Raw genomic sequence first — 24,016 nt, 5'->3', positions numbered from 1 at the left:
CTGATTCGCTTATTCTTTCACCAATGGCAAAGTCGCACTTTGTCTTACTTAAGTGCTGACCACTTCCAGTCAGTGAATTCTGCAATATCGCGTCCTTCATTACGAGTGACTTCGAAGTGCTTTGCCAATGTGTCATCCATCTTAGCGATAAATGTATCAGCGGCTGCTTGATCAATCTTACCATTTGCTGACAAGATTTCTGCTGCTTCCTTAGCTTGGTGGAAACGATCCAAGTGTGAGTACACACGCATGTCGTATGTCGTTGTGATGTCACCATCTTCACGATAACCATGAACGTATACATCACCTTCAAACTTACGTTCGAAGAAGAATGATTCAATCAAATCTTCATACGCGTGGAAGCCAAAGATAACTGGTGTTTCTGGTTGGAAGAACTTGTTAAATTCTTCGTCTGACAACTCACGTTCGTCGTTCATGTTAGGTTCTGACTTCTTCTGCAAACGTAGCAATTCAACAACGTTGACATAGCGGAACTTAACTTCTGGGAACGCTTGGTTGATTAACCACAAAGCGGCCAAAGTTTCGATTGTTGGTTCTGTACCAGCAGATGCAAATGTAATATCAACATCACCTGATGGAGCAGTAGATGCCCAATCAATAATCTTCAAACCTTCGTTAGCCAATACATCAGCTTCGTCAGCTGTAAACCATTGTTGACGTGGTTGCTTTGAAGCAATCAACAAGTTAACCTTATGACGTTCTGAGAAGGCACGTGCTTGAACAGCCAACAATGTGTTACCATCGGCTGGCAAGTATTCACGAATGAAGTTTGACTTCTTTTCAGCCAAGTGAGTCAATAGACCTGGATCTTGGTGAGTGTAACCATTGTGATCTTGTTGGAACGCAGTTGACGTTGCAATCAAGTTCAATGATGGGTAATCATTACGCCATGCTTGTTCTGAAGCGTGACGCAACCACTTGAAGTGTTGTGTAATCATTGTGTCGACAACACGTAAGAATGACTCGTATGAAGCAAAGATACCAACACGGCCAGTCAATGTGTAGCCTTCCAACCAACCTTCTGCTTGGTGTTCTGACAATTGCGCATCTAAGATACGTCCTTCAGGACCTTCATATTGATCATTTGGTTCTTTAACTTCTTCCATCCATTGACGGTTAGTTGTGTTAAAGAGGCTCCACAAACGGTTTGACATTGTTTCGTCAGGACCAAAGACACGGAATGATGTTGGGTTCAACTTCATAACTTCTTCCAAATAGTTTGAAAGTGTTGTCATGTCCATGTTTTGTGTTTGCTTTGGCAATTCTGTACCACGATTATCATCTGTGATATCGTTGGTAAATTGACGCCAATCAGGCAAAGTCAAGTCTTGCGCCTTTTCGCCACGACGACGACCGCCGTTGGCAATTGGGTTAGCTGACATACGCTTGTCACCCTTAGGTGCAATTGCTTTCAATTCATCTTTCAATGAACCGTCTGCGTTGAACAATTCTTCTGGCTTGTATGAGTTCATCCACTCTTCGAATTGTGTCAAAGTTTCAAGCTTGTTTTGTGCCAAAGGCAATGGCACTTGGTGAGCTCGGAATGAGTTTTCGATTGGATCACCATTCTCATCATGTGTTGGACCACCCCAACCCTTTGGCAAACGAGCAATGATAACTGGCCATGCAGGAATTGTACCGTCTTGGTACTTGCCATTTTCACGCGCATCCTTTTGGATAGCTTGGATATCTTCAATTGCTTGATCCAAGACCTTGGCTGCTAATTCGTGATAAGCAGTGTAGTCATGAATGTCATCGTTTTCGATAAAGCGTGGTGAATAACCCAAACCTTCAAAAAACTTTGTGATTTCTTCATCAGACATACGTGAGAAAATTGTTGGGTTAGAAATCTTAAAGCCGTTCAAATCCAAAATAGGCAATACAGCACCATCGTTCTTGGCGTTCAAAAACTTTGTTGAGTGCCATGATGTCATTGATGGACCTGTTTCAGCTTCACCATCACCAACAACTGCAAAAGCAATTTGGTCTGGGTTGTCCAAAACAGCACCAAAGGCGTGTGATAATGAATAACCTAATTCACCACCTTCATGCAATGAACCTGGTGTTTGAGCTGTCATGTGCGATCCGATTCCACCTGGGAATGAGAAGCGCTTGAACAAACGGCTCATACCTGCCAAATCTTGTGTGATTTCTGGGTAATCTTCTGTATATTCGCCATCCAAATAAGCGTTTGTGACCATAACTTGACCACCGTGACCTGGACCACCGATATAGAACATGTTCAAATCATACTTGTTGATCAAGCGGTTTGCATGGGCATACAAGAATGTTTGACCTGAAATAGTTCCCCAGTGACCGATTGGCTTTACTTTAACGTCTTCGGCTTGGATTGGTGTGTTTGTTACTGAGAACAATGGGTTGCTCTTCAAGAAGATCATCCCTGCTGACAAGTAGTTGGTTGCACGCCACCACTTATCAACGAGTTCTAAGTACTCTTTTGAATCGAAATCTGCCATGAGATTAAGTACTCCTTATTTTTTGAGAGAATCGTAAACCACGAATCTACTTCCGCTATTTACTCTTACAGTATAACTGATTTTAGTAGTGAGTTCAAGAAGAAAGATTAGATTGGTTCAGGTCTATTGTTATTTTGGTTGGCGCACATACATTTTTGGTACGGTCCAATTGATTGAAATGCCATAAAAAAACTGCTAATCGCAGTATTTCATTCTGAGTCAAGGCTGACAAAGGCATTATAACGAAGATATTTATAGTGCAAACGCATTGTTGAAAATTCTAATGGCGTGCCGTCATCCATGAAAAAAATGCCTTCCATAATACCAACTGGTTCTTTTTCAGTGAGTTTTAACAGCTTTTGATCTTCTTTATTTGATGGTTCAGCCATAATTGTCATAAAGGACTTTGTGACCGAGCGATGTTTATTTTTTTCAATATATTCATACACTGAACCTGAAACAATATCACGATTTAAACCGGGTAAAACACTAATTGGCACATAGCCACGCTCAATCATAAATGGCACACCTTCTAAGCGACGCAATCGTTTTATTTCATAAACAAAATCACCCTCATTTAAGAAAAGCGCTTGCTGTTGTTCTGGTGTTGCCGGAATGACTTTGAAATCTATTAATTCGATTGCCGGTGCTTTGCCGTCGACACGAAAAGAATCAGAGACACCAAGATTTGATCCTTCATGCTGAAAAATAGCGTGGTTCTTCAAATATAATGGATTGACAAAGGTACCACTACCTCGTTTTTTGAAAATAACCCCTTGTTGAACAAGCACATTGAGTGCTCTTTTGATTGACGAACGGGAAACATTGTACTGTTCAGCTAGTGATCGCTCATCTGGTAATTTCAAATTAGCAAATTCGCCTTGATAAATTTTTTGTTTTAAGTCCGCTTGCACGGTCACATATATAGGTTCTGACATAATGTTAATAAGTATATCACATATTGGTCTGACCAGTCATTTCATTGGTTGTTCCAATTGTGGTAAAATATGAGCATGAGTAAAAAGAAAATGAAAAAAACATTGCCTGAACAGGTAATGGAGAAGCATAACATTCCATATGAAGCACTGTCTCTCAACATTCTTGACAAATCAGAAGCCGAACGTGATGCTATTTTGGAAACGTTTCACGTGAAACATGATGATATCTACAAGACGTTAGCCGCAGAAGGTGACAAAACTGGTCCAATTGTTGCTGTTCTCCCTATTACATCACATTTATCGTTAAAAAAATTAGCCGCTGCTTCCGGTAATAAAAAAGTTAGCATGTTGCCACTAAAAGTATTACAAAAAACAACCGGCTACATTCACGGCGCCAATAATCCTGTCGGTATTTGGCAAAACAAGCACTTTCCAATTTTCTTCGAACAAACTGCTCAAAAAGCACCATATATTTTGGTCAGTGGTGGTGAGTTAGGTCGCTCTGACAAAATTAATCCCGTAGATGTTGCATCGCTGGTTGGTGCCTCATTCGTAGATTTACTAGAAAATGACTGATTGGCTAAACACGGTGGGTGAGCAGCTACTTTTTTTCTTTATCCTGCCAATTACTGTTGTTTATTTAGTAGGCAGTCTCTCATCTTACTTAACGGATCAACTCAATCGGTGGCTAGGTTATGCCCTCACAGCTATTTTAAGTTTTTTTGGCGTCGTCATACACGAATTAAGCCACTTGACTGTCGCCTTGATTTTTCGACATCACATTGTCAGCTTTTGTCTCTGGCAAATCAGTGATGATGGCATATTAGGCTATGTTAATCGCGAATATAATCCCAAAAGCTACTATCAACGACTGGGTAATTTTTTTATTAGTTTAGCACCAATTCTCGGAATATGCCTAACTATTTGGTTCTTGTTATCTTTTGGCTGGGTTACTGGTTGGCACATTAGAAACATCATTATTATCTTCATTTTAGTCAGTCTGTTGTTAGGATTCCATCTTTCTCAGGCTGATTGGCAAAATTTTTGGCGAGGAACACCTTTCTATTTGGCTCTCATCCTTATCATTTCGACCGTTAAATATATATTTTTCCAATAAAAAAGCGCAGATGCGCTTTTTTTACCAACCAGAACTCATGTCTGGAACGCCAGCATTCATATCATCACGATACAATGGTGCCATGGCATTAAATTTGAAAGTTGGCTTATTAAACATCAATGTTGCAGTTCCTCGTGCACCAGCACGATTCTTTTCAAAAATTACTTCAATTGGTACTGCTTCTTGTTCTTCACGTGGATCCCCTTCGCCATCTTCACCGTCATCACGAGAATAATCATCACGATACAGAAAAGCAACAATATCAGCATCTTGTTCGATAGAACCTGAATCACGCAAGTCAGAAAGAATTGGACGTTTATCTGTACGTTGTTCCACGCCACGGCTCAACTGGGCAAGTGCTATGATGGGTGTGCTTAATTCTTTTGCTAATTTTTTAATCGATCTTGATACTTCAGAAACTGCTTGTTGACGGCTTTCGGTGTTATTTGACTCAATCAAGCCTAAATAATCAATGACAACAAGTCCGATTGGGTGTGGATTTTGCACACGTTCTTCCGGTGACATTTCATTCAACAAATCACGTTCAAGTTGATGCAATTTTGCACTAATTTGATTGATTTTAATACCTGCGGTATCGTCCATGTAGATTTGCATTTGTGCCAAAGATTGCATCGCCAATGTGAGTGCTTGCCAATCTTCTTGCGTCATTTGTCCCGTTGTCAAATGGTTAGAATCAATAGATCCTTCACCAGCTAATAACCGACCAACAATGTCTGTCGCACTCATTTCCATTTCAAAAATAACGACAGGTACTTGTTCATTTTTTGCCACATTACGCGCAATATTAAGTACAAACGCTGTTTTACCAACTGCTGGACGAGCACCAAAAACAATCATTTGATCATTACGAAAACCGTGTGTTATTTTATCCATTTCTGGAAATCCTGTGGATAAACCAACAACATCACTGTCATTTTTCACAGCCTCATCTAGATTAGCCTGATATTCGCGGATAACATCTTTAATTTTTCGAAAATCCTCACTACCTCTATTTTCGGCAATGGTATCGATACTACGCGATAATTGGTCTAGTAGATCTTCACTTGGTTCTGCTGCATCATAAGCTAACGACATGCTACGTGTTAACGTATCAATCATTTTGCGTAAAATTGCTTTCTCTCGGACGATATTAGCATAATGTTTTAAGTTGGCTGCAGAAGCCGTCGATTCAGATATTTCTGCCAAATAGGGCATGCCACCAACATTATCAAGTTGCTGCATGCTGTTCAATTTGTCCTGCAATGTCAACATATCAATGGGACGGTTATCCTCAATCAAGGATTGCATTGCCTTAAAAATGGTTTGGTTGGCTTGTCGATAGAAATCGTCCGGTGCCAAAATTGCACTTGCCTCAATCATGGCGTTCTCTGATTTGACATCAAAAAAGATGGCGCCAAGCACTGCTCGTTCAGCGTCAATATCTTGTGGCACCTGCCGATATTCATTTGATACCGGATTATCCATCTTAACCCTCGCTTACATGCACACGCAAGTTAGCTGTCACTTGACGATGAAGCTTAACAGGGACATTCGTATAGCCCAAAGCATGAATTGGTTGGTTGAGTACCATCTTACGTTTGTCAATCTTAATTTGATATTGCTTTTCCAGTCCGGCAGCAATTTGTTTGGTGGATATTGCACCAAATAAACGCCCATCAGCGCCTGACTTACCAGTCAATTCAACAACTGTTTTCTCGTCCTCAAAGAACTGAGCCAACTTTTGTGCTTCTGCTAACTCTTCCGCAGAGGCTTTTTCTTCTGCCTTTTGGCGGCCCTTAACTGCACCTAAATTCTTGCCCGTCGCCGGCTCAGCTTTTTTATTTTTTATCAAAAAATTATTGGCATAACCATCAGGAACATCCTTGACTTCACCTTTTTTACCGCGACCTTTAACATCTTCTAAAAATACAACTTTCATTTTTAAAACCTCATTCTTCTTTTTGTTCAGTCAATACGTCTAACAATTGTTGTTTCACTTCATCAGTCGTGACATCAGCAATTTGTGTGGCAGCATTAGATAAATGGCCACCACCACCGAGGGCCTCCATCACACGTTGAACATTACGCTCACCAGTTGAACGTGCGGAAATTCCAACACGACCATCTTGACGCTTAGTAATCACAAATGAAGCATCAACGCCGCTGATTTGCAACAGTTCGTCGGCTGCTTGAGCCGTAATTAGCCCCGAATAATTATTCTGGTTTTCACCGGTCACAATCGCATTACCATCCTGAATCTCTGCTAAGTTAATCAAGTGGGTTCGTGCTTTGAAATCCGTAAACTTTTCTTTCATAAACGACTGAATTAGATTACTATCCGCACCATTGGCACGCAAATAACTTGCTGCATCAAAAGTACGTGAACCGGTACGTAAAGTAAAGTTTTTTGTGTCAATCTGGATACCACCAAGCATTGCTGTGGCTTCAATTTTTGTAATTGGCGCATTTGACTGATCTTGGTACTGCAACAATTCAACCACTAACTCCGAAGTTGATGATGCGTATGGTTCAATATAAGACATTAACGGTTTATCTTTTAACCCTTGCTCAGCCAGACGGTGATGGTCAATAACAACGACACGATTTCCTAGTCGTGCCAATAATTGTGATGCACCCGATATATTAGTGTTAGCGTGATCAACCAAAACGAGTAACGTATTATCGCGTACTAATTTAAGCGCGCGCGTTTCATCAATAATGGAATCATTAATATTTGATCCGGGTGCTACAAAGTCAGCAGGACTTTTTCTAAGTTCGGCCAGTAATAATTTGATATCACTGTATACTTGCTTTTCATCTATCACGAGAAACGCCGGTTTGTTTTTGGTTTGGGCTAGTCGCCATACGCCTAATCCAGCACCGACTGAATCAAGATCTGGCATCGCATGACCCGCAATCATAATGTTATCAGCCTGTTCAATTAACTCAGATATGGTCTGCGAAACCATGCGCGCACGAACGCGAGTCCGCTTTTCCATAGGGTTGGTAGCACCACCATAAAAACGTGCTGCCGAATCCTCAGCCTTAACGACGACTTGATCGCCACCACGCCCCAACGCCAAGTCAAGATTAGTTTGCGCTAGTTTTGCCAGCTGATTAATATCTGGCGTGCCATAGGCAATACCAATTGATAAAGTGACCGGTAAGTTTTGTTGGGCTGTTGCTTCACGAATCGCCTTCAAAACACTGAACTTGTCAGCTTCCGCCTCTTCCAAGGCAGATTGATAACCAAACATCACGTAATGCACTGTGTTTAAGCGACGAATATAGATTTGATGATCTGCTGCCCAATCGGATAATGAGCGCGTGACAAATGTGCGTAACGTTGAGGTCTCTGATTCACTCATCCCCTCAGTTACTTCCTCATAATTATCCACCGATACCAAACCGCTGAACAATTGATGATCCTCATATTGTTTAGCAATGGCAGCATATTCACTGATGTCCATTAAATAAATAACCCGTAAATTTTGTTGAACAAATAATGAAAACTGTCGCTCTTGCCAAGTAATGGTGTTCGTGTCAGACGAATCAGCATAATTGTTAATTTCCTGCGCAAGCGTACTATCAAGTTCTGATAATTCCAAACCTAGCACATCTCTTTTGTCCAAATAAGACTGCATATAGGGGTTAATCCAGTCAATTTTTTGGTCTTGGTTCAGTAATATAATACCAATTGGCATACGAATCAAAGCTTCTTGTTCACTACGGGCAATACGATAACCTAATCCTGATAAGTATTCTTGCGCGTTTTCGCTAACCTCTTTGAACGCTTGCCCACTGAAGACAAGTCCAATCACAACTACCACCAACCAAATTAAACCAAATATCCAGTTAATGATTACCGCAAAAACAACACTCATCACACTCGCCACTAATAGCAGCAAGGCAACCGTGCCTAATTTTGTATTCTGGAAAAAAATAGGTAAATTTTTAAAATTAAAAAATCGTTTCACGCGTTACTCCTCGTAACTTTCATATCTACTATTTTACCACAGGGTGGCCTGTGGTTAAAATGAGATAATCTCGTCAAAAATACAACAAAAAAAAGCCCAAGAATCACTTCTTGGGTTTTAAGCTGAATTAGTCTTCCGTAACGAAAGGCAACAAAGCCATGATACGAGCACGCTTGATAGCAGTTGTTACCTTGCGTTGGTTCTTGGCAGAAGTACCAGTTACACGACGTGGCAAAATCTTACCACGTTCTGAAATGAAACGCTCCAACAATTCAGTGTTCTTGTAGTCGACGTATTCGATGTGATTAGCAGCGATAAAATCAACCTTACGACGACGACGTGGGCCGCCTTGTGGACGACGTGAACGTTGTGGACGTTCAGAGTTTTGTGGACGTGAGTTTTGTTCTGACATAATAAAGCTCCTTTCTTAGTGTTTAATTTAATTTAAAATGGTAAATCATCATCTGATATATCAATTTCAGTGTTGCCACTAGCCGCAAATGGGTTAGGTGCATCTTTTTCAGCGGCTGCTGACTTGTTAGCTGAACCTTGGTTCGCACTAGCAAAAGGATCAACACCACTAAACGAATTATCATTACCGCCAAATGAATGATCATTTGAACCATTATTATAGCCACCCGCATTGCTATTTGAAGAGCCGTTTTGTGCACGACGCTTTTCACTTTCAGCACGGGATTCTAGTAATGAGAAATTATCCGCAACAACTTCGGTCACGTAAACACGTTGACCTGCATTGTTTTCATAATTTCTTGTTTGCAAACGACCTTCAATCGCAACAAGTGCGCCTTTTCCAGTGAAGTTAGCAAAATTTTCAGCTGCTTTACGCCAAATAACTGCGTTAATAAAGTCAGCTTCGCGTTCACCACTTGCGTTAGTGAACTGACGGTTAACCGCCAAGCTAAACGTGCCGACAGCTACACCCGATTGGGTATAACGTAATTCCACATCGCGGGTCAATCGCCCAATCAATACTACTCGATTAATCATTTAAAAGCTCCTTTCCCAGTGGAAATTCAGATTACTCTGCGTCGCGCTTAACAATCATGTGACGTAAGATATCTTGTGAGATCTTAGCCAAACGATCAAATTCATTAGTAGCAGCATCGCCTTCAGCTGTAAAGTTGATAATGTGGTAAGTACCTTCACGGTAACCAGCAATTTCGTAAGCAAAGCGGCGTGTTGCCCAATCTGCTGACTTTTGAATTGTTGCACCGTTGTTTGTCAAAATGCCGTCAAAACGCTCAACAAGCGTCTTTTTTGCATCCGCATCCAAGTCAGGGCGAACAATATAAGTCAATTCGTATGATGTAGCCATTGTATTTCCTCCTTTTGGTCTCTGGCAGCCTTAGCTGCAAGGAGTGCACGCATAATTTTATGCATTCACAGGTATTAATGATACTACATATCGCCTATTATTATCAAGTGTTTCGCAAAATTATTTCCACAGGTAACTTATTTTACGTTTTGTACTCAATTTTTACTCATACCTCAATTTCATCGAGAAATTTCATATAACGCATGGGCAAAAATCGCTTGAGTCTTGGGAATATTGTCAATCAGAACATACTCATTAGGTTGATGACTAGTGACAGGAACATCGGGAAATTGACCACCAAAAGCGACACCGCGCTTGAGCAAACGTGCATAAGAACCGCCATTAGAAATTTTGTATTGTTTGGCTGTGTGTGTATGTTCGGCGTAAACATTTTCTAGTGTTGTCACAATTGGATCGTTCAAATCGACCATGTGTGGTTGATTACCAAAAGACTCTTGCTTAAATGTTTTGCCGATCAAATCACCCATGTGTCGCTGCACCTGTGTTAAAATTGCCGTCTCAGTAATACCCATCGGATATCTGAAATTGATCCTGATTTCTGATTCAGCGTTTTCATTAAACGTCATCTGCCCAATGTTTAATGTCAAATCACCCATAATGTCATCGTGATACACTAGCCCCAACTTCTCACCAAAGACATTTTGGTGGTTAGCAATCCCTAAAAATTCCAGAAATGCGTGGGCTTGCTGGTTGAAACCATAATTAACCAAAAAATGGGCCAAGTACGTACCAGCATTCAATCCAGTTTCTGGATAAGCGCCATGCGCTGATTTTCCGTATAACGTTAGTAAGATATGCCCATCATCATATTGACCAACACCAGAAATTATTGGGGTGTCATTCAAATAACGTTCGTAGGCGCCCAAAAAACCATTGATATCAACATGACTTGGTAGCTCGATATCAGCTGTTGCCATGCCTGGTACGACATTATCACGTTCACCAGCATGAAAGTGATGCAATTGCCATGCGCTAGTGGTGACACCTTGAAATTTGATCGCCAAAGTCAGCACACCCTTTTCACCTGGTACGACTGGAAACGCCCCGTCGGGTGAAAATCCTAATGTCGGCTCCCCCACTTCCGTTAAGTAAGCCTGCATGTCACGCCAATCTGACTCTTCATCACTACCGAAAATCAATCTAATCTTTCGTTTTGGTTGAAATCCCATATCTTTGAGCTGTTTGACTGCATAATAGGCAGCTAATAGGTCGGCTTTCATATCGTGAGAACCACGCCCGTACAATCGATTGCCCTCAATTTTGGGACTAAATGGCAATGTTACCGTCCACGCATCCCCTGCGGGTACAACATCAACATGCGACAATACCCCAACAGTTTCCGACGCGTCTTCCGGACCATAGTCAACAACAACAATCATGTTATCAGCTACTCGATTGAATTTGAACCCGTCACGCTGCGCTATATCACTAATAAATTTAAGTGCCATATCAATGCCTGTGCCAAACGGGCGTTGGATATTAGCTGTTGTTGGATCAAGCACTGATGGAATAGCCAAAAATTGAAGCAAATCAGCCATTAAAGCTGGTTGATATTGTTGGGCATTTTCTTGCCACTGTGATGAAGTTAATTGAATGGATTCCACAAGCGCCCCCCATTTTGAAATACTAACAAAATACCAATCGCGACGATGATTAATGTACCAATTATCATGCCAAAGTCACGACCAGAAAATTTTTGATCTTGGTACCATGTACGTTTATTATAGCGACCAAAGCGTCGCAATTCCATTGCCTGACTAATTGTATCAATGCGATCTAAACTAGAAAAAACTAACGGCAAAATAATTTGCACGGCACCTTTCATACGTTTTGTTAAGGATGCTTTTTTAGAAATTTCATAGCCACGCGCCTGTTGCGCCAAACTAATTGTGTGGTAATCGCTTTGAACATCTGGGATATAGCGAAGCGTCAGGGCAACTGCATAAGACACTTTGTACGGCACCCCAATTTTGTTTAAGCCAGAGGCAAACTCACTTGGATTAGTCGTAAATAACAATACAATTGATAATGGAAATGAAAAAACATACTTTAATAGTAGATTTAATTCATAAAACAACTGCTCTTGTGTGATTGTCCAATAACCACTACCAAATAACACGTGTTTTGAACCATACAATTCTGCACCGTATTGTGGCGCTAAAACTGTAATCATAATTAAATTAAGGACCCCAATAAAAATCACTAATTTCAACAATAAGGCATATTCGCGATATTGAATGTGCGAAATTTTAATCAGTATAAAAGATAAAATAACCAGTGCCACCAGAAAACGCGTATCATAAGAAACCATACCAACTGTTGTCAACGCCAAAAAGCCAACTAGCTTAGCTGTGCCAGTTGTTTGGTTCATCCATGTGTCACGCGCTTTATATCCAAATAACGAATTGTTCATATTACTTCCTTATCGCAGCATTGAGTTTTTCCGGTTGCTTAATCGCCAAACGTTTCGCCAAACGATAGACACTCGTTGTCCGCAAGCTTGCTGCTGTGACCAGTTCTTCGTCAGCCAATAATTCAGCCGGTGTCGTATCTGCCAGTAACTGGCCGTCAACAATGACCAACACACGCTGGACAAAATTTGCCAGCAAATGCATGTCATGCGTGATGATAATTATTGTAGTCTGCTGTTGGGTGTTGATTTTCTGCAAGAAAGTCAATAATTGAACCGTATGCGTCGCATCTTGACCAGCTGTTGGTTCGTCCAAAATTAAAATTTCTGGTTGTAAGACCAAGACAGCAGCAATCGTCAATCGCTTCTTCTGACCAAAACTAAGTGCGGAAATTGGCCAGTGGCGCATGCCATCTAAATCAACTAACTTGAGCATATCACGCACACGTTTTTCAATGGTGTCAGTATCCACTTGGCGTAATATCAAACCACTGGCGACTTCATCATAAACTGTTGATTTCGTAATCATGTGGTTGGGATTTTGCAACACGTAGCCAATGTGGTCGGCGCGTTCTTTAATTGATTGTCTTAAGACAGACTCGCCATGCAATAAAACATCACCACTACTTGGTTGTAAAAATCCTGTTAGTAAATGTGATAACGTCGTTTTACCAGAACCATTTTTACCGACAATGCCGAGAATTTCACCGGTGTGGATTGTCGTTGACAACGCGTTGAACAATTGTTGTCCCGCACTGTAACCAAATGAAACATTTTGGATGATGAGTTGCGGATCGGCAAGTTTAGCTGGTATTACAGATTGACCAATAGCTGCGATTTGGTCGCGATATGGCGTCACATCAATTTGATTCAAATCAGACACATGTGGCAAATTGGTAATCGCCACACCAGCTTGGCGCAATAATTGCACATAAAGCGGCTCATCTAGCCCATTATCCAGTAATACGCCAGCTTGTACGATCTCGTCTGGTGTGCCATTCGCAACAATTTTACCGTCAGACATTACAATCACACGGTCAATATCTGCCCCCAACACTTCTTCAATGCGATGCTCAATAATGACTACCGTCAAATCACGTTCAGCCTGCAATTCAGCAATCATTTTCATAGCAGCATGTCCAGCAGCTGGGTCCAAACTCGCCAAAGGTTCGTCAAATAGTAACAACTTCCCGTCGTCAATTAACACACCAGCCATTGCAGTGCGTTGCTTTTGCCCACCTGATAAATCTTGTGGTGCCAAATTCAGGCGCTCACCTAAACCAAAACGTTGCGCCCACTTTGCAACTTTTTGTTTGATACTGTTCACCGGTTGTGTATCATTTTCCAATGCAAAAGCGATATCTTCAGCCACAGTCATGCCAACAAACTGCGCATCTGCATCCTGTAATACAGTTCCAGCTTGTAACGAAAGTTCAAATAGGGATTGATCCAAAATATTTTTGCCATTTAATAATAATTGACCAGTCACATCTCCCTGATAAGCTTGAGGAATCAAGCCATTAAGCAACCGTAACAATGTGGTTTTACCAGAGCCTGAGGCACCAGCAATCAAAACCTTTTCACCCGGATAAATCTGAAAACTCACGTCATGTAAGGTTGGTTCGGCTTGTGCATTGTATTTAAATGTGACATGTTGAAAATCAATTATCGGTTCCGGCATGATGACTCCTATGTACGCGACAATTGCCGCATGAGAACTATTCGCTACGCAACGAACTCTTTTTGGGACGTGACTTTACATAAGCCACAATTAAGATTGAGCCAATGATTGCCACTGACAAAATATTCACAATTGCTGCCACAATGCCTTGCAAAAAGACCTTGTTAGCTGGCTGCTTATAAATTAAAATATCGCCAATTGGCGCAATCACTACCCATGACACAACGTTGGCAACAATCTGCCAAACGTTGAATTGAATCAGCTTTTTAGCCGTTAAATCCCCACCTTGCAAATCTAAAAAGCGCTTGCTCAAACCAAGCAGTAGACCAAAAACGCCATCTGCCAACACCCATGACCACCAAGGCGCACCATAAGTGGCGTCAGTCAACGTATGCCCGATAATCCCTACTAAAAAGCCAACTACTGGTCCAAATAACCCAGCAATCAAAGCCAACCAACCTTCAGCCACGTTAACATTGGTGTTAGGAACACCTGTTGGAATCGCAATATACTTCATCAAAATAAAGAAAACTGCTGCACCGATTCCAGTTGCGACTACTGCCCGTACAGATAGTCCTGATTTTTTGCGTTGTTCACTCATCGTTTTTCTCCTAATTATTCTGTCATCTATTGTGCTTCTTTGGTAAGTACGACCGCCCAATTTTGACCAGCACCAACGTGATACGTCTGCTCAAAACTACCAGTGTGGACGCCAAAAGCAACTGTATACACCGAGTCAATATAAATCAATGGTTCTCCTGGATTAACATCTGTAAAGGTATGCACATAAGGCAAGACCTCATCAAACAAAACATGATCATGATGCGTTATTTGAACACGCAAAGTATCGCCATATACCAAGTTCAGCTTCTCAAACTCACTGATAGGAATGTTTGACCATAATGATCCGAAGTTAACATCAGTAATATCAATGTTACCAACAAGTTGTGGCTGTCCGTACTGCGTTTCTTGATAACGCCCCGGTGTAATTGGCAAACGAACTAAATCATCTACTGACACACTCTGACGATAATCCTCAAATCGTGTCTGCCCACTAGCTAATTTGGCCCCATTGAAAGCATAAATATCGCGCCCATGGAACGTCGCTGATTTTTCTGATCCCGGCAACCGCTGCGTTGTTTCGTCAATCACACGGGCACTTTCAATCAAGCCGTTAGTTAGTAAATGAGACAAGGTACCATTATCTGGTGTCACAATATAATGCCCTGTTGTTGTCTTAGCAATAATCGATAACCGATTGGACCCCACGCCGGGATCAACTACCGAAACAAATACCGTACCAGCTTGCCAATAGCGAAATGTCTGGAACAGCCGAAAGGATCCTTCAAATATATTAAAAGGCGTGATCCCATGGGTTAAGTCACTAACGACAATGTTATCAGCCACGCCGTAGGCAACGCCACGCATTGAGCTTACCGCACCATCTTGCAGGCCAAAGTCAGTCTGTAAAACGAGATGTCTACTAATCATTATACTTCTTCTTTCTTTTTTTAGTCGTTAAAAATGAAAAGTCCCTGTTAATCCTAAGATTAACAGGGACGTCAAAACGTGGTACCACCCAAATTCAGCACAATGTGCACTCATCACGATAACGGCGTTCAGCCGGACACACAGCTTGCACCATGCGACATCATCCACGTTCATCTTCAATAAATTGCGTCATACCGGCTTTCACTATCCCGACTCGCTATATTGCCACGCCTCATCTACTCTTCGCTTCATTGATTTATTAACTTATCATTATTTTAAGACAAATCTTATTTATTGTCAATAATTTTGTTAGTATCGACACTTTTATAAGTAAAATAACATTATCATGTTGATTATATAGACATATATTTGTCTCAAATTATCACACTTTCTTCAAGAAATTGTCACGTGGTCTTCCACCCCCCTAGTAGAATGAGGGTCTAGGCTACTAATGGAGAAAAATCATGCGTTTGAACAAGCAATTCTACTTACCAATATTAATTACCTTATTAACCGTCACAGGTCCAGTACAGGCCGTGACAGCTGATGACGTCAAAACAGATACAAAGCTACGTCTACCAAATGACGGTCGCTCTGACTTGCAAGAATTGATTCAGCGCGTCGTTACTGGTGATACGGGTGACGGTCAGCCAACAGAGCCGGAACCTGATGAACCCGAGACACCTGAAGTAGCTCAAGCGGAACAGCCAGAAGAAACAGACCCACCAGTTGAACAACCAACGGTGGCGAAAGCGGATAGCAAACCAGCTTCGTCTGCAAAGGCACCACGAGGAATAACGACAAACACGAACGGCACTAGTACTTGGACATTTGATTCGGATACTGGTTTGTTGGTTTTTGGGGCGGGGCAATTAGCACAGAGAATTGATCAGAATTTGGTAGCCGCTGATTTGGTGGCCACTCAAGTCAAGAAAATTCAATTTGAAGCTAATGTCACAGTAGACCCCAATGTGACTTATTTATTCGCTAATCTAGGGCAACTCAGTGAATTTATTGATTTACAAAATTTTGATACGAGTAATGTCACTTCAATGGCTTATTGGTTTTACAATAGTAAAGGCCTGACTAATCCTGATTTTAGTTTGTTGAATACCAGTAATGTGACGAATATGTCTTATATGTTTTATGGTACTCTCGCGACCAGTTTAGACTTGAGTGCGTGGAACGTCGATAAAGTAACAACGTTTGCCTATATGTTTTCTGGCGCGACGGCTTTGACCACTTTGAATTTATCAAGTTGGGGTGCGCATCGAACAGCAACAAATGTCAATATGAGTTATATGCTTGATGCCACGAGTGCTTTAACTAACTTAGTTTTGACAAACTTCAAAACAACGAATGTCATCAATATGTCTGTGATGTTTCGTTCGACTGGTTTGACTAATTTAGATTTAAGTGATTGGGACGTCACTAAAGTAACAAATTTTAGTAATATGTTTACGGGTGTAATGTCCAAGTTGGAAACACTTAATCTATCTGGCTGGGGACTCAATAGGACAGCAACAGACGTCAATATGAGTTACATGTTTTCCAACAATGGTGGTTTGACAAACTTAAATCTAACTAATTTTAAAACTACCAATGTCACTACTATGGCTTATATGTTTCAACTCTCAGCCCTGACTAGCTTAGACCTTAGTGATTGGGATGTTACAAAAGTTACATCATTTAATTACATGTTTCAAAGTGCTACCAAATTAACGACGCTACATTTATCAAATTGGGGTGTTAATCGAACAGCAAGAAATGTCAGTATGGACTATATGTTTGACGCTACTAGTGCTCTCACAAGTTTAACACTCGCAAATTTTAAAACCACTAACGTCATTAGTATGAACTATATGTTTCGTGGTATCGTCTTAACCAACTTGGCACTTAGTGATTGGGACGTCACACAGGTCACAATGTTTTCTCATATGTTTACGAATGCATCAAAGTTAACAGACTTGGATCTATCAAATTGGGGTGCTAATCGTACCGCATCGACTGTTGGCATGTCTTACATGTTTTCTGGTACATCTGCCTTGACCAACTTAACACTAACGAATTTTCAAACAACCAATGTCACTAATATGTCATACATGTTCCAATATACTGGCTTAACTGAATTGGATTTACACACTTGGAACGTCGCCAAAGTCACAACGTTTGCTAACATGTTCCAAAAGGCAAAGATCACGGCTTTGAACTTATCAAGTTGGCGAAATAATGATTCATCTGTCACTACAAGTATGGCCTACATGTTTGATGGTACCAGTACGTTAACCACTTTAAACCTAAGCAATTTTAAGACTGCTAGCGTCACTAATATGTCTTACACATTTCGAGCAACTGGATTAACTGAATTAGATTTAAGCAACTGGGATGTCAATAAAGTTACATCTTTTACTTATATGTTTTATGGGGCAGATAAATTAATAACTTTAGATGTATCTAATTGGGGTGATAATCGATCAGCTGCTTCGGTTGTAATGGATTATATGTTTGCCTACACCAGTGCGTTAACCAGTTTAAACCTGACCAACTTTAAAACTGATAATGTGACGACCATGGCTTATATGTTTAGTGCAACTGCTTTGACGACGCTTGATCTTCACAGTTGGAATGTTGATACAGTGCTGACGTTTCAAGGAATGTTCCTAAGTGCCAAATTTACCACCTTGGATCTATCTAATTGGGGTGAGAACCGTAGTGCTAATAACGTTATTATGAGCAGTATGTTTCAAAACACGCCCAATCTTAAAAACTTGACGTTGACAAACTTCAAAACAACCAACGTTATCAATATGACGCAAATGTTTTATGTCACCAGCTTAGAAAAACTTGATTTACACAATTGGGACGTCAATCAAGTCACGTCGTTTCAGGTTATGTTTTATGATGCTTCACAACTAACTGATTTGGACTTGTCAGGCTGGGGATCCGAAAGAAGTGCAACCGATGTCAAAATGAACGGCATGTTCAATAGGACTTCTAAACTAAATAATCTGACTTTAGTAGATTTTAAAACAACTAACGTCATTGATATGGCAGAAATGTTTTCAAACACTCACTTAACGGATCTGAATATCAATAAATGGGACGTCAGCCAAGTCACTACGTTTAGGCACATGTTTTATAATGCTGGTCAATTGACAAATCTGAATCTTTCAGGTTGGGGACAGGAGAGAAATGCTACAAATGTATCCATGGAAAGTATGTTTCAAAATACTGCAAGTTTAAAATCAGTAAATTTTGCTAATTTTAATACAAGCAATGTGTCAACTATGAAAAACATGTTTGCATACAGTGGTGTAGTAACTTTGGATTTAAGTAGTTGGCAAACAAACTCATTGCAATCTTGTGAAACGATGTTTAGTAACACTAACCACCTTTGGAAAATAACACTGGGTAAAAATACTATGTTCCTCGCTGACCCTTCATTCCGCGTAGCACCAGCCACCAAAACTATTTTTAGTGATAACGGACAAAACTACAAAACAACTGCCGCAAGCTGGCAGGAAGTGGGATCCGGAACTGTTCACAATCCTAAGGGGACACTTGTATCAACTACTGATATGTGGAATAGTGAAGCCACTCGTCCTGTCACCTACGTCTGGGCGCAAGCACCGACAATTGATGCTGCGTCAAACATTGTTTTTGGTACACTAAATGCGAGCGACTTTGGTGGCGGAAAGTTACCGATAGCAACTAATATGTCAACAGGAAAGCTTGATCTCATCAACTTAGAAGCAGCTATCACCTATGACATCACAGTTGCGCAAACTAGCGACTGGGAGGCAAATGGCACAACTGACAAGATAACGCGTCATGATCTCAAACTCATGTATGGCGATGATGAGTTATCGGATCATGCAACCACTTTTTGGCAAGGTCAATCAGAAAACAGCCAGAAAAGTGTTAGTTTGAACCACAATCCTGATAAAAGTTTCCGTCTTTCACTCAATCCAGCAACGATCATTAAGTCCTCATTATTGGATAAACAACTGCAATCAACGCTTACTTGGTCATTCAATGACACGCCATGATACAACCTTAGTGACGTTACTACCGTTTGTTTTTCTCGGTTCGTTGAGCCACTAAGGCTTTTAATTTTTTGTACGCGTTGCCTACCACAATAAGATCGCCACTTTCATCTTGAGTTGATAATTCTCTTGCCTTAAGTCAGCGAGTTCTTGTTGTTCTGGTGTGAGTGGATGAATGCGTTTGCGTCCCATAGTCGGTTGTCTGCCTTTCGGTTTAGGTTTTAACCCATTGCCGTACCTACTTAGTAACCGAATTTGCGGTAGGTGCTCAACCAATTAGCGACTGTTTGTACTAGGGAAGAGCACAAAATGACGTGACACCTCAGAATATGAGTGTCTTGAAAGATAATCATTAATGACCTGCATTTTGAATTCAGGCGTATAGGTTTTGTAGCTTGCCGAACCAATGGAACCTGTAATTTGATGCTTGTTACACCATTCGCGGATTATGTGATCACTACCGATGCCATATTTTGGGATTAATTCAGTGGAACTCTTAGCACCCGAGATCCATGTTTTAACAATCATGATTTTTAATTCATTTGAATATTTAGACATAAAAAACCAATAACTTTCTGAACAGATTTTTATTCTGTCCAAGTTATCGGGTTCACTTCAGTCGGGACGCTTTTTCTGTAATTGTCATTTGTAAATTTCTTTGTTAGAAATTTGTCTACCTCTCACACTACTCACAGCATACCTTTTCTAACTTGTGAAATTTGTCCTCCATGAGACCTTTATGAGACAGTGTTTGATTGACAAGTGACAAATAAAAAGAGCTGGTGTTCCTACGCACTAGCCCACCTCTTTACCAGATAATTTGTCTTGAATAAGGTATATTTCATTGCTACTCATAATATCCGGCATAATCTCGACATAGTCCACGAGTGGCAACAATTCATTTAGATTCTTAGAATGAATCGCTGGTCTATAACTAAATCCAATTTTCATAACTTTTCCTTTTGACTTTTAATAACTAATATAATCATTGACACCATATTTACTAATAATAAATAAATCCCAATGTTTGGTACTATAATGCTCAAAATAGCCAACACAAATAAAACAGTGTTACTATTCACTGATAAAAGTTGAATTAAACTTTTAAGGTCAAAGATAGTATTTTTCTTAAAAAATTGGCTTCTGAGATGAACACTTATGCTTAAACTAGTTGGTACAATAAAAGCTAAACAAAATGTTTGAACAATTGCACTCTGATTTATAAAGCCAATAATCATAATGAGCGATTGAACAACAAATAAAATCAAAATAATCACAGTTGGTACCTTAATTAGCCAACGCATTAATATCAAAGTTAAAACACCAGGTAGTACGAAAGCTATAACCGTTAAATGAACATACTGATGTTGTAAACTCACTGCTACAATCGGAACCCATACTGAGGTATTAGCAGTCAAAATTCCTAGTACAAAAACCGTAAATATATCCTCAATTTTGCCAATCGAAATAGTAAGTGATTTATGGCTATCAACCTTAGAAAATCTATTTACTAGAATCAAAGACACGGCAAAAACAATCATAATCAGGATAATCAAAGACGGAATAAATTGAGCGTTTAAAATACCGCCAATACCAAAACCAATTAGTGTAGCAAATGTTTTTAAGTTAGCTAATTTCATGAAGCCAATTTCAAATTGACTCTGTTGTATAATAATACTTTTTGAAATATCCAATACTAGTAAAGAGGTTGACAATGTTACTATGGCATAACTGAAACATTTTATGAATATGCTATTAGGAAAACATAAAAACAAAATCAAGCCAAACTCACCTAAATAAATATAGTCCTGTAGCTTTAGTCCAACTAACATCTTTTTTTTTCGATTTGTATCTATAAAAATAAAAATTGCTACTAAAGATTCAATTCCCAAAATCAATAATTTTAGCTGATTTGAAAAATAGGACAATATCATCATTGTAAAGGCTGAATACATAGTGCTATCTATTAAAATAAGCATGAGGTAGTAGCCAGATAATAAACGAATTTCATTTTTTTGGAAGCGACCAATTTTCATAAATCATTACTCCAAATATAATTAATATTAAACTGTTGATAAATCTGTTCGTCCGTTACTTTGCCTTTTATTTTGTATTGCGTTATTTGAGCCCCTCGCCTAATAAACAAAACAGATGTTGCATTAGAAGATGATATGATGCCATGCTTATCTGGTAATTCATGTTGTGCTGCATAGGCTAAAACACTTTGGTAATAAATCGAACCTTTCAGTACCTTTAAAGTGTCTCGAAAAAAAAACATATCATATTGTGCATTCCGTTTAAAAAAAATTTCAAATAGAGAAGCCCATTGGATATCTATTAACCCCGTTAATTCTGGTATCATATCAAGCATTGTAAATTTAAATTTGTTTTCTGTTTTCCAAACTTCCTGTGTGTAATTTTGTAACATTAAAGTGACCTCCTTGCGAGCATTAAAAAAACGAAACAATTGTTTCGAATTTTCTAGAAGTGTTCAAATTTTATTCAAAATCATAGCAAGTATCTAACTTACGCGATGACTCAACCTTCAAAACAGCAACTTCCTCAAACTTAATTTCTTGTGACATAATCAAATGCCTCCTTAATTTTTAATATTATCAGTATAATCCTAACAAAACTAAGCTAATTAAATGTTGAATATATTCAACATTACTTTTTATGATGCACTTGTATAAATTGATCTAATTGGTCTTGATGGTAAGCAGCCATTCGAACGAAACCAATTTCTCTGAGTAAAGCTATTTGTTGTTGAACAACGTGTATACCACGACTTCTTTCTCTTGAATCCATAATATACAACATTCCTAATAATAATTTTCTTTTAATAGTTAAGTAAGCTTCACCATCTGGAATATCAAACTTTAATAACACTTGATACCAGTGGTTGCCAAACTTCAAGTCATTATTGTCAATAGCCAGTACAATTCGATTTTCTAATGACTTAATGATGGCAACCTGTATTGCTTTGTCCAAATCATTGTATTTTGTCACAATGATAGACAAATAATAATCAATTATATTTATCGGCAATATATGTATGACACGGCTAAACAATTGATATTCATAACAACGCCATTCACCAACATCAAACAAGTAATTTACAATGTACTGCACATTAGCAGGGCTAACAGATGGATTTTGATTGATATTTATCAGCGATGAAATAAGTATAAAATTCACTTTATAAATTTTATTATGCGTTTGTTGCCAATGAATTTTCTGCGATAGTTGCATTTCTTTAAGAGATTCAAAATTACGACTGTGAAACAATGTCCCCACCCTGGTTAAAAACATTTCCAAATTATTTTCATTCTGCGTAATTTCCTCTGAAAATTCTGACAAAGTTAAACCAATATTATGTAAAATCTGAATCAATTTAGTTAAAGAAATGTCAGTTTGTCCATTTTCAAATTTTGAAATGAAGGATCTATCTACTGCTTTTCCAGCCGCCTCTGTAATCGTGAGCCCTCGATTCTTTCTAATTTCTTGAAAAATTTCTCCAACATATCGTTTTGTCATGTACTTATTCCCTCCGTTCATTTTAATTTTAAAAAGAACTGCTGACGCTTATTTTACTTTAAATTATCACATAAATCTCTGATGTGAACGTTAATTAGTTTAATATTTTATCTAAGTACCCAATTTTCAGAAATTAACATCATACATTTAGCAATGTGCTAATATTTTATTCAGCTGTTCGGTTTAATTAGTAACCAAGAAAATAGTCCGAATTATTTACTTATGAACAACGCTATCGCTAAAAAACCTAGATCTGCTAGGTTTTTTACAGTGTTTTAAGATTTAACGTCGTGAAAGGTGGTGAATATTCTTAACACAATTAATTAATGAAGTACAACTTTTCAACGCTGCATTATGGCAAATTTTTGTTGCCATAACGTTAATTTAGTTGCAAAAGTATTTCGACGAACGTCAATACTACACATACCTCGCCCTGACAGGTTGGGATGTTTGTGTAAAATAAAAGCTCGTCGCCTGCCAGCGATGAGCTCGAAAAAATTGGAATTCCCAAACTTATTAGTTAATGTAACTGTAGTACATCGTAATAGCCACGCTTTGCGCGACTATTAGCCTTTGTGATATAACAAAGCTTTTACGTACCTAAGATAATTATTAATTTAACCTATTACCATCAACCACCCCTCCCTAATTTGCAAACCTTTAGCACAAATAAATACTTATTGCACAAAAAGTTAACAGAGAAAAACCAGATGAGGGAGTTCATCTGGTTTAAGAGATATTCAGAGAGAATATGAAATTAATTTGGGAGAGTATGGTCATATACCTGACCACACCTATACTATAATCCTATTAGATTAAATCAAAATCAAATTGTATCAATTATTGATTGAATCTAGTCCAATTCATGCCAACAATTTTTTCAATATGAGCGTGACTTGATAGAAATTATTAACGCCAAAAAAATAAAAAAACAAATGACAATCTTTCTGATCGTCATTTGTTT

The 24,016-nt window shown here is 39.2% G+C and carries 20 protein-coding genes; 3 read left to right on the top strand and 17 right to left on the bottom strand.

The window, feature by feature from the left end; genetic code table 11:
- Nucleotides 1-44: 44 nt before the first annotated feature.
- Together FF105_RS04775 and FF105_RS04770 are read right to left on the bottom strand one after the other, a co-directional pair.
- Nucleotides 45-2,498, bottom strand: coding sequence for a phosphoketolase family protein (locus FF105_RS04775; protein ID WP_147651151.1), 2,454 nt, complete (start codon nucleotides 2,496-2,498; stop codon nucleotides 45-47).
- A gap of 209 nt (nucleotides 2,499-2,707) precedes the next feature.
- Complete coding sequence (locus FF105_RS04770) at nucleotides 2,708-3,436, bottom strand: GntR family transcriptional regulator (RefSeq protein ID WP_010296092.1); 729 nt, start codon at nucleotides 3,434-3,436, stop codon at nucleotides 2,708-2,710.
- Between the two features lie 75 nt (nucleotides 3,437-3,511).
- On the opposite strand from FF105_RS04770, the gene FF105_RS04765 reads away from it, so the two are divergent.
- Together FF105_RS04765 and FF105_RS04760 are read left to right on the top strand one after the other, a co-directional pair.
- Nucleotides 3,512-4,012: an aminoacyl-tRNA deacylase gene (locus FF105_RS04765; protein ID WP_010296095.1), complete on the top strand. Its 501-nt coding sequence runs from the start codon at nucleotides 3,512-3,514 to the stop codon at nucleotides 4,010-4,012.
- A complete protein-coding gene (locus FF105_RS04760; RefSeq protein WP_147651150.1) occupies nucleotides 4,005-4,553 on the top strand; it encodes a hypothetical protein in 549 nt (182 codons plus the stop codon). The genes FF105_RS04765 and FF105_RS04760 overlap by 8 nt, the downstream gene beginning before the upstream one ends.
- Before the next feature lie 21 nt (nucleotides 4,554-4,574).
- On the opposite strand, the gene dnaB is transcribed toward FF105_RS04760, so the two are convergent.
- The 11 genes from dnaB to FF105_RS04705 all read right to left on the bottom strand — a co-directional run bounded on the left by dnaB (nucleotide 4,575) and on the right by FF105_RS04705 (nucleotide 15,469).
- Nucleotides 4,575-6,038, bottom strand: coding sequence for a replicative DNA helicase (dnaB, locus tag FF105_RS04755; RefSeq protein ID WP_010296097.1), 1,464 nt, complete (start codon nucleotides 6,036-6,038; stop codon nucleotides 4,575-4,577).
- 1 nt (nucleotide 6,039) lies between these two features.
- Nucleotides 6,040-6,492: a 50S ribosomal protein L9 gene (gene rplI, locus FF105_RS04750; protein ID WP_010296101.1), complete on the bottom strand. Its 453-nt coding sequence runs from the start codon at nucleotides 6,490-6,492 to the stop codon at nucleotides 6,040-6,042.
- Nucleotides 6,493-6,502: 10 nt separating this feature from the next.
- Complete coding sequence (locus FF105_RS04745) at nucleotides 6,503-8,530, bottom strand: DHH family phosphoesterase (protein WP_010296104.1); 2,028 nt, start codon at nucleotides 8,528-8,530, stop codon at nucleotides 6,503-6,505.
- A gap of 127 nt (nucleotides 8,531-8,657) precedes the next feature.
- Entirely contained in the window at nucleotides 8,658-8,942 is a 285-nt protein-coding gene (gene rpsR / locus FF105_RS04740; RefSeq protein ID WP_139968539.1) for a 30S ribosomal protein S18, read from the bottom strand.
- Between the two features lie 32 nt (nucleotides 8,943-8,974).
- Nucleotides 8,975-9,538: a single-stranded DNA-binding protein gene (gene ssb, locus FF105_RS04735; RefSeq protein WP_139968538.1), complete on the bottom strand. Its 564-nt coding sequence runs from the start codon at nucleotides 9,536-9,538 to the stop codon at nucleotides 8,975-8,977.
- A gap of 31 nt (nucleotides 9,539-9,569) precedes the next feature.
- A complete protein-coding gene (gene rpsF / locus FF105_RS04730) occupies nucleotides 9,570-9,866 on the bottom strand; it encodes a 30S ribosomal protein S6 (protein WP_004911142.1) in 297 nt (98 codons plus the stop codon).
- 179 nt (nucleotides 9,867-10,045) lie between these two features.
- Nucleotides 10,046-11,491 (bottom strand): dipeptidase PepV, encoded by a 1,446-nt coding sequence (pepV, locus tag FF105_RS04725; protein WP_290046375.1) that lies wholly within the window; start codon nucleotides 11,489-11,491, stop codon nucleotides 10,046-10,048.
- Entirely contained in the window at nucleotides 11,473-12,300 is an 828-nt protein-coding gene (locus FF105_RS04720) for an energy-coupling factor transporter transmembrane component T family protein (RefSeq protein WP_010278733.1), read from the bottom strand. The genes pepV and FF105_RS04720 overlap by 19 nt, the downstream gene beginning before the upstream one ends.
- Nucleotide 12,301: 1 nt before the next feature.
- A complete protein-coding gene (locus FF105_RS04715; protein ID WP_010278737.1) occupies nucleotides 12,302-13,978 on the bottom strand; it encodes an ABC transporter ATP-binding protein in 1,677 nt (558 codons plus the stop codon).
- A gap of 37 nt (nucleotides 13,979-14,015) precedes the next feature.
- Nucleotides 14,016-14,579 (bottom strand): ECF-type riboflavin transporter substrate-binding protein, encoded by a 564-nt coding sequence (locus tag FF105_RS04710; RefSeq protein WP_004911153.1) that lies wholly within the window; start codon nucleotides 14,577-14,579, stop codon nucleotides 14,016-14,018.
- A gap of 26 nt (nucleotides 14,580-14,605) precedes the next feature.
- On the bottom strand, nucleotides 14,606-15,469 hold the full coding sequence (locus FF105_RS04705; protein WP_010278740.1) for an SAM hydrolase/SAM-dependent halogenase family protein: 864 nt from the start codon (nucleotides 15,467-15,469) through the stop codon (nucleotides 14,606-14,608).
- A 464-nt stretch (nucleotides 15,470-15,933) separates the two neighbouring features.
- Here FF105_RS04705 and FF105_RS04700 point away from each other — a divergent pair, with 464 nt between their 5' ends.
- A complete protein-coding gene (locus FF105_RS04700; protein ID WP_290046374.1) occupies nucleotides 15,934-19,518 on the top strand; it encodes a BspA family leucine-rich repeat surface protein in 3,585 nt (1,194 codons plus the stop codon).
- A 273-nt stretch (nucleotides 19,519-19,791) separates the two neighbouring features.
- Here FF105_RS04700 and FF105_RS04695 read toward each other — a convergent pair whose 3' ends face one another.
- The 4 genes from FF105_RS04695 to FF105_RS04680 all read right to left on the bottom strand — a co-directional run bounded on the left by FF105_RS04695 (nucleotide 19,792) and on the right by FF105_RS04680 (nucleotide 23,052).
- The gene (locus tag FF105_RS04695; RefSeq protein WP_228935023.1) at nucleotides 19,792-20,073 is read right to left on the bottom strand and encodes a transposase; all 282 of its coding nucleotides are present in this window, start codon (nucleotides 20,071-20,073) and stop codon (nucleotides 19,792-19,794) included.
- A gap of 389 nt (nucleotides 20,074-20,462) precedes the next feature.
- The gene (locus FF105_RS04690) at nucleotides 20,463-21,551 is read right to left on the bottom strand and encodes a hypothetical protein (protein ID WP_010278751.1); all 1,089 of its coding nucleotides are present in this window, start codon (nucleotides 21,549-21,551) and stop codon (nucleotides 20,463-20,465) included.
- Entirely contained in the window at nucleotides 21,548-21,943 is a 396-nt protein-coding gene (locus tag FF105_RS04685; protein WP_010278754.1) for a hypothetical protein, read from the bottom strand. Before FF105_RS04685 ends, FF105_RS04690 begins: the two co-directional genes overlap by 4 nt.
- 239 nt (nucleotides 21,944-22,182) lie before the next feature.
- Nucleotides 22,183-23,052, bottom strand: a complete 870-nt coding sequence (locus tag FF105_RS04680; RefSeq protein WP_010278759.1) for an Rgg/GadR/MutR family transcriptional regulator — start codon at nucleotides 23,050-23,052, stop codon at nucleotides 22,183-22,185.
- Nucleotides 23,053-24,016: the final 964 nt, after the last annotated feature.

Source organism: Leuconostoc sp. UCMA20149 (genome assembly GCF_030400235.1).
GTDB classification, from domain to species: domain Bacteria; phylum Bacillota; class Bacilli; order Lactobacillales; family Lactobacillaceae; genus Leuconostoc; species Leuconostoc pseudomesenteroides.
The sequence above is the reverse complement of the archived record's forward strand: the minus strand, read 5'-3'. Positions and strand labels throughout refer to the sequence as shown.

Excerpts from the sequence above, each read along its gene's own strand:
- FF105_RS04695 (WP_228935023.1), bottom strand. The coding sequence starts at position 20,073 with ATGTCTAAATATTCAAATGAATTAAAAATCATGATTGTTAAAACATGG.
- FF105_RS04760 (WP_147651150.1), top strand. The coding sequence starts at position 4,005 with ATGACTGATTGGCTAAACACGGTGGGTGAGCAGCTACTTTTTTTCTTT.
- dnaB (WP_010296097.1), bottom strand. The coding sequence starts at position 6,038 with ATGGATAATCCGGTATCAAATGAATATCGGCAGGTGCCACAAGATATT.
- FF105_RS04680 (WP_010278759.1), bottom strand. The coding sequence starts at position 23,052 with ATGACAAAACGATATGTTGGAGAAATTTTTCAAGAAATTAGAAAGAAT.
- FF105_RS04685 (WP_010278754.1), bottom strand. The coding sequence starts at position 21,943 with ATGTTACAAAATTACACACAGGAAGTTTGGAAAACAGAAAACAAATTT.
- FF105_RS04710 (WP_004911153.1), bottom strand. The coding sequence starts at position 14,579 with ATGAGTGAACAACGCAAAAAATCAGGACTATCTGTACGGGCAGTAGTC.
- FF105_RS04715 (WP_010278737.1), bottom strand. The coding sequence starts at position 13,978 with ATGCCGGAACCGATAATTGATTTTCAACATGTCACATTTAAATACAAT.
- FF105_RS04720 (WP_010278733.1), bottom strand. The coding sequence starts at position 12,300 with ATGAACAATTCGTTATTTGGATATAAAGCGCGTGACACATGGATGAAC.
- FF105_RS04700 (WP_290046374.1), top strand. The coding sequence starts at position 15,934 with ATGCGTTTGAACAAGCAATTCTACTTACCAATATTAATTACCTTATTA.
- FF105_RS04765 (WP_010296095.1), top strand. The coding sequence starts at position 3,512 with ATGAGTAAAAAGAAAATGAAAAAAACATTGCCTGAACAGGTAATGGAG.
- FF105_RS04770 (WP_010296092.1), bottom strand. The coding sequence starts at position 3,436 with ATGTCAGAACCTATATATGTGACCGTGCAAGCGGACTTAAAACAAAAA.
- FF105_RS04690 (WP_010278751.1), bottom strand. The coding sequence starts at position 21,551 with ATGAAAATTGGTCGCTTCCAAAAAAATGAAATTCGTTTATTATCTGGC.
- rpsR (WP_139968539.1), bottom strand. The coding sequence starts at position 8,942 with ATGTCAGAACAAAACTCACGTCCACAAAACTCTGAACGTCCACAACGT.
- rpsF (WP_004911142.1), bottom strand. The coding sequence starts at position 9,866 with ATGGCTACATCATACGAATTGACTTATATTGTTCGCCCTGACTTGGAT.
- FF105_RS04705 (WP_010278740.1), bottom strand. The coding sequence starts at position 15,469 with ATGATTAGTAGACATCTCGTTTTACAGACTGACTTTGGCCTGCAAGAT.
- FF105_RS04775 (WP_147651151.1), bottom strand. The coding sequence starts at position 2,498 with ATGGCAGATTTCGATTCAAAAGAGTACTTAGAACTCGTTGATAAGTGG.
- rplI (WP_010296101.1), bottom strand. The coding sequence starts at position 6,492 with ATGAAAGTTGTATTTTTAGAAGATGTTAAAGGTCGCGGTAAAAAAGGT.
- ssb (WP_139968538.1), bottom strand. The coding sequence starts at position 9,538 with ATGATTAATCGAGTAGTATTGATTGGGCGATTGACCCGCGATGTGGAA.